This is a genomic window from Psychrobacter sp. NPDC078409, from assembly GCF_050268505.1.
In the GTDB taxonomy this organism is placed as follows: domain Bacteria; phylum Pseudomonadota; class Gammaproteobacteria; order Pseudomonadales; family Moraxellaceae; genus Psychrobacter.
The window spans coordinates 377621-389774 of the sequence record NZ_JBNNGW010000001.1 but is presented as its reverse complement, the minus strand read 5'-3'; the positions used below and the strand labels follow the sequence as shown (position 1 = coordinate 389774).

Annotated in this window: 11 protein-coding genes; 6 read left to right on the top strand and 5 right to left on the bottom strand. The window is 42.0% G+C overall.

The features are described from left to right. Window positions 1–135: 135 nt before the first annotated feature. On the bottom strand, window positions 136–735 hold the full coding sequence (locus ACQKC9_RS01420) for a TetR/AcrR family transcriptional regulator (RefSeq protein ID WP_057760518.1): 600 nt from the start codon (window positions 733–735) through the stop codon (window positions 136–138). Window positions 736–1163: 428 nt separating this feature from the next. On the opposite strand from ACQKC9_RS01420, the gene ACQKC9_RS01415 reads away from it, so the two are divergent. After that, window positions 1164–2642 carry an aldehyde dehydrogenase family protein gene (locus ACQKC9_RS01415; protein WP_201548618.1) on the top strand — a complete coding sequence of 493 codons (1479 nt, stop codon included), beginning with the start codon at window positions 1164–1166 and terminating at the stop codon, window positions 2640–2642. Window positions 2643–2768: 126 nt separating this feature from the next. On the opposite strand, the gene ACQKC9_RS01410 is transcribed toward ACQKC9_RS01415, so the two are convergent. Further along, entirely contained in the window at window positions 2769–3017 is a 249-nt protein-coding gene (locus ACQKC9_RS01410) for a hypothetical protein (RefSeq protein ID WP_057760515.1), read from the bottom strand. 220 nt (window positions 3018–3237) lie between these two features. Here ACQKC9_RS01410 and ACQKC9_RS01405 point away from each other — a divergent pair, with 220 nt between their 5' ends. From ACQKC9_RS01405 to ACQKC9_RS01390, 4 genes are all read left to right on the top strand, one after another. After that, window positions 3238–4620, top strand: coding sequence for a DASH family cryptochrome (locus ACQKC9_RS01405; protein ID WP_427620220.1), 1383 nt, complete (start codon window positions 3238–3240; stop codon window positions 4618–4620). A gap of 69 nt (window positions 4621–4689) precedes the next feature. Further along, window positions 4690–5127 (top strand): DUF3429 domain-containing protein, encoded by a 438-nt coding sequence (locus ACQKC9_RS01400; RefSeq protein WP_427620219.1) that lies wholly within the window; start codon window positions 4690–4692, stop codon window positions 5125–5127. A 210-nt stretch (window positions 5128–5337) separates the two neighbouring features. Beyond that, complete coding sequence (locus ACQKC9_RS01395; RefSeq protein ID WP_427620218.1) at window positions 5338–6591, top strand: NnrS family protein; 1254 nt, start codon at window positions 5338–5340, stop codon at window positions 6589–6591. Window positions 6592–6876: 285 nt separating this feature from the next. After that, entirely contained in the window at window positions 6877–7392 is a 516-nt protein-coding gene (locus ACQKC9_RS01390) for an Rrf2 family transcriptional regulator (protein WP_427620217.1), read from the top strand. 125 nt (window positions 7393–7517) lie between these two features. On the opposite strand, the gene ACQKC9_RS01385 is transcribed toward ACQKC9_RS01390, so the two are convergent. From ACQKC9_RS01385 to ACQKC9_RS01375, 3 genes are all read right to left on the bottom strand, one after another. Then, window positions 7518–8264: a hypothetical protein gene (locus ACQKC9_RS01385; protein ID WP_427620216.1), complete on the bottom strand. Its 747-nt coding sequence runs from the start codon at window positions 8262–8264 to the stop codon at window positions 7518–7520. Window positions 8265–8384: 120 nt separating this feature from the next. Next, window positions 8385–9131, bottom strand: a complete 747-nt coding sequence (locus tag ACQKC9_RS01380; protein ID WP_427620215.1) for a hypothetical protein — start codon at window positions 9129–9131, stop codon at window positions 8385–8387. 309 nt (window positions 9132–9440) lie between these two features. Continuing rightward, window positions 9441–10373, bottom strand: coding sequence for a dienelactone hydrolase family protein (locus tag ACQKC9_RS01375; protein ID WP_427620214.1), 933 nt, complete (start codon window positions 10371–10373; stop codon window positions 9441–9443). Between the two features lie 541 nt (window positions 10374–10914). On the opposite strand from ACQKC9_RS01375, the gene ACQKC9_RS01370 reads away from it, so the two are divergent. Continuing rightward, entirely contained in the window at window positions 10915–12105 is a 1191-nt protein-coding gene (locus ACQKC9_RS01370; protein WP_201568044.1) for an MFS transporter, read from the top strand. Window positions 12106–12154 lie beyond the last annotated feature (49 nt).

The following is a 12154-nucleotide window of genomic DNA, read 5'->3' as shown; positions in this document are numbered from 1 at the left end:
AAAGAGAAGGCAATGAAGCACACTGAATAATCAAGCATAGTACTGACAGCTACTATCTATGAGCGTTATGAATATTCAATGTGCCTTAATGGTTACGTTAGAAGTGCAGTCGCTAGAAATCCGAACAGTTGACGATTAGCGTCCCATTTGGGTCGTGGTCATCTGCCAAATTTCTGCTAAAGGGGTATTGGTTTGGCTAATCTTTGCAATCAAGCTTGCGCCAAGCCATGCAAAATACCAACGCTTGGCCATACTCTCAGCCGAGATGTTATCGTGACGAGGGACGGACTCATCGAGCCAGCCAGCTTTGATCTGCTTAGCGAGCCACATGGTCGTCTGCTGATAGCCAGTATCGAGTGCCTTACGCATGGTTTCTGACATATCGGCTACCTCTGCGCTGAGCTTCACTACCAAGCATTTCTCATGGTCACAGCCATTCTGCTGGGTGTCATACCAGTTTTGAAAATAATCATATAGCTTTTGCTGTGCACTGACATCTTGTGCATCGATGACATCCAACCGAGTCTTATATAAGCTAAAGTAATGATTAATAATGGCTTCACCAAAGGCTTCTTTAGAAGCGAAATAATGGTAAAAAGAACCCTTTGGCACACCTGCTGTATCTAAAATTTGCTTTAGACCAACAGCGGTAAAACCTTTTTTGGCGATTAATTGGTAGCCAGTGGCAAGTAAATGAGCTTTAGTATCTGGTGTCGTTGCGTCTGTATTAGACATAAACAGGATTGTCTCCCTTAGTAGTTGCTTGTATTAGCGTATGCATTAGATAGTCAGTTAAAACAGTTAGCGTTCATTTGAACGTCACGTTAATGGCGTATTGTAATAGGATATAGTTATATGTGTTACGTTTTATCAACAATATTCACTGACAAAATAGTCTTGTTTTATTAGTAGCTATGGTAGCATTAGACCAGTCGTCTAGCAAGGTAGGTTTTGTTGTTATCCGTTACCGTTAGTATTTATTGCTAAAGATCATTTTTCATTAGAGCTTTTTTTAATTGATGACTATTGATTGATAGCTTGGTAACGATTTCAGACTTACTACCTGCCAGATATTTTCTCATTAAGATATCGCCGACTTAACAATTTTATTTTAATAATCGAAAACCAATACTTAACATAACAAATTAAAAATAAGGATGATTATGTCAACCAATACTACGAGTGCATATAGTGACTTTCATTTACAGTTCATCGCTGGTGAATGGCAAACCGGTAAAGACGATAGCACCAACACCAATACCAACCCATATAACGGTGATACGCTTGTAGAGATCCAGCAAGCGACCAAAGATCAGTTGAACGAAGCCTATGATGCGGCGACCCAAGCTCAAGAAGCATGGGCCAAGCAGACACCAGCAGAGCGCGCCGCAGTGTTGTATAAAGTGGTCAACATACTCGATCAGCGCAAAGAGGAAATCGTTGATTGGCTAATCAAAGAGTCGGGCAGTACTCGTATCAAAGCCATGGTCGAGTTCGGTGCGACGCGCGCGATTACCCTTGAAGCAGCGACATTCCCTAATCGTGTTCATGGTGAGATTCGTCCATCAAATACCCCTGGTAAAGAAAACTTCATTTATCGTGAGCCAATCGGCGTTGTCGCTGTCATTAGCCCATGGAACTTCCCATTACATTTAACGCAGCGCTCAATCGCGCCAGCCTTAGCGCTTGGTAATGCTGTCGTGCTCAAGCCTGCTAGCGATACGCCAGTGACAGGTGGTTTGCTATTGGCTAAAGTATTTGAAGAAGCGGGTCTACCAAAAGGTCTATTAAACGTCGTGGTCGGATCAGGCAGTGAGATAGGCGATGCAATCGTTGAACACAAAGCGCCAAGTTTAGTGTCGTTCACAGGTTCGACCTCAGTGGGTAAACATATCGGTGAGTTGGCAAATGGCGGCGAATATATCAAGCAAGTGGCACTTGAGCTAGGTGGTAACAGCCCATTTGTGGTACTAAAAGATGCTGACATTGAGCAAGCGGTAAAAGCAGCTGCCTTTGGTAAGTTTCTGCATCAAGGTCAAATCTGTATCGCGATTAACAGAGTCATTGTAGAAGACGAGATATATGATGATTTCGTAGAGCGTTTCTTAGCACACGTCAAAACATTAAACGTTGGTGATCCTAATAAGCAAGATACTGCTGTTGGCCCAATTATCAACGAAAAACAAGTTAAATCGCTCAAAGAAAAAATCGCTAAAGCGCAGGAAGAAGGCGCAAAAATGATACTCAGTGGCGAGATTGAAGGCCAAGTCGTACCGCCACACATCTTTACCGAAGTCACTCGCGAAATGGATCTGTCACGCAACGAAGTGTTTGGACCATTGGTTGGTATCATCCGTGCTAAAGACGAAGACGATGCGCTATCGATTGCCAATGATTCTATGTATGGTCTGTCTAGTGCGGTGTTCACTGCTGATATGCAAAAAGGTCTGCGTTTCGCTCGCGGTATCAGAGCTGGCATGACCCACATTAATGACATCTCAGTTAATGATGAAAGCAATACGCCGTTTGGTGGTGAGAAAAACTCAGGTATCGGTCGCTTCAACGGGGAGTGGGTACTAGAAGAGTTCACTAGAACACATTGGATCTCAATGCAAAATGAGCCACGTGAATATCCATTCTAATTGTCTTAAATTAATTATTAAATCTAGCTAATAGCTAATAAAAAAGACCGTTTTGATAGCGGTCTTTTTTTTGTATGATATTTGGCAACTTACTGAAAGCGATACATCTGAAAGTCAGTCAATTATTTATCTAGCATGAAAGCCAAGCAACCCTTCAATCTCTTCCATCGTCATCCGTCTTACCAGTGCTTGCTCTTCTACTGACAGGCGATTGGTGTGTTCTTTTATCATCGTATGAATACTCCGCGATATCTCAGAGGTAGTCGCGTAATACATTTGAGGCTGCTCTTTTGTCAGTCTCATCAAAAATCGATTGATAAGTTTACGCTTTTCATCTGATTTATTTTCTTCAGTCGTAGTATTATTTTGAGTCATGATGTTCTCCTAGAGGTAAACCATTTAAGCAGTCAGACACATGAGAGTCAATGCTTATAAGTGGTTTCTGGGGCTGAGCGCATTGCCTTACAAGTATTAGGTTAGCATCAAAATTGAATGCTAAGTATGTGTTATACCGTATATGATATTTTAAGATTAAAGATTAAAGACTAAATATTAAAAATAATAGATAAGAGCTGAACAGCTAGAAGGATAGGGTATGTCAAATCAAGCAGCGAATAACTTAGAGAATAAAAATGTCACATTGGTATTATTTCACAATGACTTGCGGGTAACGGACAATGCCACTCTATTAAAGGCATCTGAGATTTCCACTGATGGAAAGCTGCTATTGGTTTATGCCTCATCGTTGACAGATATATTAGACGATAAAGAGCATTACGATGCCTATCGTTATGAGGCTATGGGGCAAGCTCGCCAGCAGTTTTTGCATGAGAGCCTAGCTGATTTAAATACGTCATTGATGCAGCGGGGTAATAGGTTGCTGTATTTACAAAAAGGCGATAAAGCATTGGACGTCTTTACTCAGTTGAGTGATCTAATAGCGCAGCAACGAGTGACAGATATCTGCATCAGCCAGACGGCAGATTATAATCAAAACAAAGTATATGAGCTTCTACAGGCGAAATATCCAGAGATACAGTGGCACATTCAAACAACAGCGACTTTGTTTGACGAGTTACCGCTAGAGAGCTTACCCAAAAGCTTTACGCAATTTCGTAAACAAATTGAGACTGATTATGATTTGCTGCATGCAGAAAAAGATATAGCCATTTCTCCAACGCCAGAATCACTTGCTCCATTGCCTGAAAGTGTGCAGAGTAGGGACGAGTACTTTTTTGAATCGCAGTTGTCTGATCATGCAGGGCTTGATAAGCCATCACAGCAGCTATCCAGTTTTAGAGGTGGAGAGTCAAATGGTCTTCAGCACTTAGATAGCTATTTTGATTCCGATGCGCCGAGCACTTATAAAACAACCCGAAACGCGCTTGATGACTGGACACATTCTACGAAGTTCTCCGCTTGGCTGGCAAACGGCTCACTGTCTGTAAACACAGTATTGAATCGTCTGCGTCGCTATGAGCGCGATGTTATCGCAAATGACTCTACCTACTGGATATGGTTCGAGCTGCTGTGGCGTGAGTATTTTTATTGGTATGCTGTCACCCATCGGCAAAAGTTGTTTTGGTTTAAAGGCATCGCTCAGCACGCGCCTTCAACTCAATTGGACGAAAATCTGTTAGCGCAATGGAAGAGTGGTACAACACAATATCCTATCGTCAACGCATGCATGAACCAATTGCGCACGACAGGTTATATGTCGAATCGCGGACGACAACTGGTTGCCAGTTGCTTTATCCATGAGCTAGGCCTTGATTGGCAGTATGGTGCAGCTTACTTTGAGCAACATCTTGTTGATTATGATGTCGGCAGCAATTGGGGCAATTGGCAATATCTGGCAGGCGTCGGCGCTGACCCAAGAGGATGCAGACAGTTTAATCTCGACAAGCAAACCCAGCAATACGATCCAAACGGTGATTTTATTCGTCAGTGGCAAGGTAACACTCAAAAGAGCGATTAATGTATGTGGAAAATTTCCACTCAACAGGTGACAACTATTATTAGATTAATCATAAGATAGGTTTAAACAATGAAAAAGCCCAGTCCTTATCTCACTTTTGCAGGTGCTATTCCGTTTGTCGCCTGTGCATTTTTATTGATGATAGACGTTGTTACCGTGCCTATGCTTGGTTCAGTAGTCGATATATTAAGTGCTTATGGACTAGTGATTGCATCGTTTATGGCAGGCGCACATTGGGGTAATCATTTAGATTTAGCTGACGACAATAAGTGGGCTATTAGGCTTCCACTGTATAGCAATGTCATTGCGCTTTGCCTTTGGCTTGGGTTTTTAATCTTATCAGCCAGTAGCTTTATTTGGCTATTGGTTGTCGGTTATATAAGTCTATTGGTTATTGATTATAGTCTGCATCGCGCGCAGATTATTAGCGATGTATATTTTAAAATTAGACAGTATGTCACGGCGATAGTGGTCGTATCGTTAGTCATTGCGGCATTACAGTTGTAAGTGATATTAACTAAGTCATGGCCAAATAACAGCTAAAGAACAGCCAGCCTGGTTTCTCTATTTTTATACTTGGGACGTCGCTTTGAGAGACTACCGTAGGCGCCGCACTTCGGTGAGTAAAGTATTTTATAGTTAGACTAAAGATTTATAAAGTTCATTTAAAATGAATGTTATAATTAGAGCCATCTATATTCCTCTAAGAAGATGGCTATGCAATCTATCAAGTTACCTAGCAAACCACCAAGCTCTCCGCATTCTATCCTTAATTTGAGCTTTCGCATATTTTTTAGTGCTGCTGCGCTATTTGCTGTGGCAACGATGCTGCTATGGGCGTTTGTGTTCACTGGTTACACGGATATCGATGCACAAGTTTTGAACCCGTTATACTGGCATGGCCATGAGATGGTGTATGGTTATGCCATGGCAGTGATAGCCGGGTTTTTGCTAACCGCAGTCAAAACATGGACAGGGGTGATGATGCCGCATGGCTATAAGTTGCTAGGTATCTTTGTCTGTTGGTTGCTGGCACGTCTGAGCTGGTTAGGTTTTGGGCTTGGCATAACGTTCATAGGTGATAGTATATCGTGGTTATATATAGCAGCCCTTTTTGATATGGTATTTGTCGCCTTGATGGCATATGTGATATGTAGAGCAGTATGGCAAGTTAAGCAATACAAGCAAATGGGTATATTAGCAAAACCGGCACTGCTGACCTTTGGCAACGGACTCTGCTATTGGGGTATTATCAATGCTGATACAAATACAATTAAGATAGGAATTTATAGTGGGTTCTATTTGATTATCGGGCTGGTGCTGACGATTGGCCGCCGCGTAGTGCCATTTTTTATTGAACGTGGTCTTAGTATGGGTATAGATGTGGAAACGTCAGAACCCATTAAACTACGTAAGAGTAAGACACAAGATATCGCAAGCTTAGTGTTTTTCTTCGCCTTTTTTATTAGTGATGTATTTTATCCAAATAAGTATTTTTTAACGATTACTGCACTTGGCGTAGCAGTGATTAATATCGTACGTCTGATAGGATGGTATCATCAAAGTATTTGGCATAAACCATTACTTTGGTCGTTGTATATTGCGTTTCTAGGCATGTGTTTGAGTTTCTTATTGTATTCACTACAGCCTTGGCTCGGTTATCCGCACAGCATCGCTATGCATGGACTGGCGATTTCTGGTGTTGGTATGATGACGTTAGCAATGATGACTAGAGTGTCTCTAGGACATACAGGTCGCAGTATTCATCAACCGCCAAAAACGGTAAGCGTTATGTACGGTTTGATGGTCTTAGTATTTATCAGCCGTGTGTTACTACCATTGGTAGATATGAATCATTACCTAATGTGGATTATGATGGCGCAAAGTGCTTGGATTGCTTGTTTTGTGCTATTTTGCATCAGTTATCTGCCCATGCTGGCACGTCCTCGGCCTGATGGTTTATTTGGTTAAAGCGGGCTAACGATACTGTTTACAAATGCTATGTCTAAACGTTATTACCAAAAATGCGACTTACTTTGTCTAGGACGTGTCATCAATTAGCACATTGATGCAATTTATGGCCTTAAAATGGCTAAATTTTCGCTAAACTGTGTCAAAGTTCTTGTCAATAGGTTCATATTCACTGCGAACTTTTCCTTATTTAGCATCAATTTATCTTATTTTAATGCTCATAATCTAATTGATGACACGCCCTAGCTTAATATATAAAATTTATAAAAATAGGAGCGCAAGTACATGCGACTGACCAATTATAGTGACTACGCGCTACGCTCATTGATCTATTTAGCCGTGAGACCAGATCCATCACTATTGGCTAATATTAGCGATATTGCTGATAGTTATGGTATTTCCAAAAGTCATTTGACCAAGATTATTCATCAGCTAGGTCAGCTTGGTTATATAGAAAGTATCCGCGGCAAAAACGGTGGCATACGCTTGGCACGTGTGCCTAAAGATATTAATTTAGGCATATTGATTAAACAGATAGAGCCTGATTTTAATCTGGTAGAGTGCTTTGCCGTACCAGTGTCTCATAAGGATAGTGAGCAGGGCGCTCATCAGGCGGATTTGCCAGTGACATTCATTGAGGAAAAAAAGAATAAATCACTAGGCTGCGTGATTAGTCCAGCCTGTCAGCTTAAAAGCGTGTTTTTTGAAGCGCTCACCGCATTTGTCAATGTGCTTGAGCGTTATACATTAGCAGATATTCTTAACAATGAAGATGAGTTGGCGACATTGCTGTTTCGATAATAAGTTTCTATAATCGCATGTTTTATAAAGTCATTGGCTCAAAAAATGGGTCGCTACATTAGTAAATACAGTAATAGCGACCCGTTTTTATGTTTATCAAAAATATATGTCTAAGGTGTGAGAAGTTAGGCGTTTTCTAGTTTTGGACGTGCTTTCTTAACGGCTTTCACCAGTGCTTTCTCAAACCCACCTTCTTTGAACTGAACAAGATAAGAATGCGCAGCACAGAAATTGCGTACGTCACGCCATTCATGAGCCAAATTAGTCGCCCAGTCGCAGTATTGCGCGCCAGCGTTTGGCTCGTTTTTCAGAGCTTTTTTGGTCGTAGGATGCAGTATTAGCTCAGGCAATACAGCTTCTAATAGCTTCGTTGGTGGGCTCATAAACGTATCATCTACGTGCAAGCTTTGGCTGGCAGGATGATAAGCCAATAAAGAACCTGCATGGATCATCTCATTGGGCGAAATATAGTAAATGCCCTCTGACATTGAAAACTTAAGTTCAGGATAGCGTGCAGCGACTGCGTCACTTTCTACCAAATCATCTGCCCAATCGATTTCTGACACCTTTTTATGGTGACGGCTACTGCCATAAAACGTCGCTTGCGGGAAGTCTTTAGCCATTTGAGCACAGCTGACTGTATGAAACGGATGTACGTTCAGCACCGCTTCGACATCTTGACCATTATTGGTCAATGCCATAACCTTATCTCGAACATCACCCGTGAGGGCGTAACTGTCCAAAAAGATAAATTTTCCTGATGATAGCTTGACTAGCGAGCATTGAGTGCCGATATTTAGCACGCCACCGAGACGGAATGTTCCGCGTATGTTCCAAAATCCTGCGCCTAAATCATGAATGTGATCAGTCATTTATAATTTTCCTCGTCTAGTTAATTAAATAAAATATGTAAATAAAACAAAGCTAATTTTTCACTGTAAGCTTTGTCTTTAGAGTTGTTTTAATAGTATGTTTTCTATAGGTTCATGCTTTTATACTTTTTCAAGCTCAGGGCGAGCCAGATCAATCGCTGATATAAGTGCTGATTCAAATTGACCTTCATCAAATATAACCAATCCTGAGTGCGCACCGCAAAAATGACGGACATCACGCCACTCGTGTGCCAGCTCTACTGCCCAATCACAATAATGCTTAGCTGCATTTGGCTCATCTTTGAGCGCTTTTTTGGTAGTAGGGTGTAAGCCTAGGTTAGGCTGCACGGCATTTATTAACTTGGAAGGGGGTATCTCAAAGGTATCATCGACATAAATGCTTTGGCTGGCAGGATGATAGACCAATAATGAGCTGGCATGAACTGTCTCGTCAGGTGAGATGTAATGAATACCTTGAGGTATAGAGAATTTGAGTTCAGGGTAGCGCACAGCAACGGCATCGCTTTCGACCAAATCATTTGCCCAATTGACTTCAGGTACCTGCTCTGGATGTCGGCTACTCCCATAGAATATTGCTTGCGGAAAATCTTCTGCCATTTGAGCACAGTGTACTGTATGAAACGGATGAACATTGAGGACGGCTTCGACATTTTGACCATCATTGGTCAATGCCATGACTTGCTGACGCACATCACCAGTTAATGTATAGCTATCTAAAAAGATAAATCGCTCTGATGATAGTCTTATGAGTGCACATTGGACACCGATATCAAGGATACCGTTTTTGATAAATGATCCTCGAATACTCCAAAATCCTGCACCTAAATCATATATTTCATCAGTCATCAACATTGCTCCTTAATCGTTCATTTATTCAATCATTTTACTTGTTTGTAGCACCCTACAGTCGGTCCAATATAATTTGGATACAAGGAAAGCGAGTGAAAGTACTACAAGTTGTAGACTAAGCAGGCCTGACACCGTATCCAATTTATAGAAGATTGACTATATGATTATTAATTTTTATGGCAGTAATGTCTGTAAGAAAAAAGATAGAAGCAATGTAAATGTGTAAAAATAAAAAAGAGTTGTTATTCAAATGTCATCATCAGCAATGAAAGCTGTTCTCCCTTTCGTAACTAGGTTGAAAATAGCTTATAAACAGTCTTCGTAATCATAGGCTGAGATACGAGGATCATCTATGTAGTTTTCATTGCCACATAAGAATTTATCGAAACGGGTATCACCGTTAATATAACGCTGCATCCATGCGATAGCAGGCTTACTTAATAGTTTCTCGTTAAAACGATGACTGGCACAGAAATGACTGCCATTGTTAATCTCGACCTTCATTTTTGGACCGTCAGCTTTTTGATAAAAGGTATTGGTATATTTTTTATTCGGGGCGATACGGTCATTTTCACAAGCGATGAATAGAGTAGGCGTATCCATCGCACTATAGCTCGTATCGTGATAGGGCGTTTGTGCAATGATGGCTTGCACCGTACTGCGCTCAGTTGCCAATCGTAGCGCACCGCCGCCGCCCATTGACCAACCAATCGCGCCCAAACGATGTGGATCGATCATATGACCCACTTTTTCATCAGCGATAAGGTGATCGAGAGCCGCGCTCAATTGCTCAGCACGGCTATCTGGGTTATCGTAAATGGAGCTAGTATTAATAGTAATAACGACAAATCCCCAAGAGGCCAAACGCGGTCCCCACCATTTGATAGAAGACTCATACGACACGTAACCTGGCACTACCGCGATACCACCTAGCAGACCACAGTTAGCAGCATCCGTTGGATAGTGTATGGTACCGCCACCGAAGCCATTGGCAGATTGGCGACTCACATGCTTGGTACTGACAGAAAACGGACCATTATCCCGTGTTCTTGTGAGCTCAGTAGCAGTGATAGTGTCATCCTTTATACAATCTACTGCCGCTAGTGAGTTTGTAGCGTCGAGTGATGATCCAACTGGGTTGAGACTTTTAACGCTAGTTTCGAACACAGTTATTTCTGCTACAGCCATTGTAGAAAAAATCAATGAGACCATAGCGATAATAAGTTTTAAAAGTACCATATTTTTCATCATAGTAAATTGTGTTTTAAAAGGTTGTGTGGTCGTGCACGTCTCTAGGTTAGAAAAAATAGACACAGGTAGTGATTGTTAATTGTCACTGTTATCAATCGTTAAAGCAGTTAAGTACTTAACAAGTGCGTCAAGAGCATCTAACCATACTATCCTGTATGTGCAATAAACGTAACGTTGATATTGACCTCGTGAGTCTAGAACTGTCTTCACCGTCTCAAGTTAAAGTACGGATCCTAGTCAAGTTTTTCTACGATAATCTCTAGCCCGAATAAAGAATCTATTAAGAGGCAATAACACTTTTAAACCTGAGTATATTAGTGAATGTGCTACCATAATTTGCTTGTCATTATGATGAGCATTTATCGTTTAATAACGGTGCTTTTGTTTATACATTTAGCATAAGCAAAATCACCGTTATTCCTCTCTATCATCCACGCCAGTGACGGTTATTATTTGCAGTCATGGTATAACCAATATAGTCAGATCCCCTGTGAATAATTCTAAAGATCAGATCCAAGATATAACAGCTGTGCCACCAGTCACCTCCAATCATTCAACGTCGTGGATATTGAAGCTCACAATTGGCCTAATAGGTATGTTTGCTTTTTTGCAAGTGTATTCTATTCAGGCGGTGCTACCAGTCATGATGGTGGACTTTGCTGCGACCGAAGTACAGGCTGGCATGATCGTTGGTGCTACTGTGTTAGCCATTGCCATTATGTCACCATTTCTAGGCATGCTCTCAGATGCAGTCGGGCGCAAGTCGTTTATCGTTGGCGCTTTACTATTTTTGGCGATACCAACAGCGCTTATTGCCCAGAGTTCAAGCATTGAATGGGTCGGCATTTGGCGCTTCATGCAAGGATTGTCTGTACCGGGTATTACGGTGGTGACGATTGCCTATATCGGTGAGGAGTTTGAAGGCCGGGCAATGACTGAGCTGATGTCCTTTTATGTGTCAGGATGTGTGCTTGGCGGCTTTATGGGTCGGTTCTTGTTAGGGCATTTACATGAGCTGATTGGCTGGCGTCATGGATACTATGTGATGACCGCGATGACGCTACTGGGGGCAATATGGGTCGGCAAGATGCTACCATCGTCTCGTCACTTTGTGGCCAATCCTAATTTTCGCTCAGCGATACAGACGCTGGGTGAGCATGTCACCAATCGCTATGTGGTAACAGCATGTCTGCTTGGCGCTTGCGTGCTGTTCTCCCTTGTAGGCTGTTTCACTTTTATCAATTTACATTTGGCAGATAAGCCTTATGAGCTTGGTACTGGTGCGCTTGCCAATATTTTTGCAGTATATTTGCTTGGTGTTATTATCACGCCATTATCTACGACATTGCTACGCCGATTTGGATCAGCGCGTACAGTACGGGTGGCTATCGTCGTATCTATGGTCGGGGTGTTATTGACTCTGGTCACGCCGTTATGGGGGGTGATTATAGGACTGGCTATTATGTCGTCTGGTGTATTTATTACGCAGTCAGCGACCATCAGCTATATCGCGGTCAATGTGAAAAAAGGCCGCTCATTAGCTTCGGGTCTATATTATATGGGCTACTATACAGGCGGTACGCTAGGGGCATGGCTGGGTGGCATAGCTTATGCGCGAGGGCAGTGGTCTCTTACCGTATGGTTGTTATTGTTTGTGCAGGTATTGGCGTTATTGATAGCCAGTTTTGGCATGATTAAAACCACAGTACGGGCAAAGTGATTGGCTGTCTTATGTAGCATAGGTCTGGTCGGCCATCTTGTGATACTTA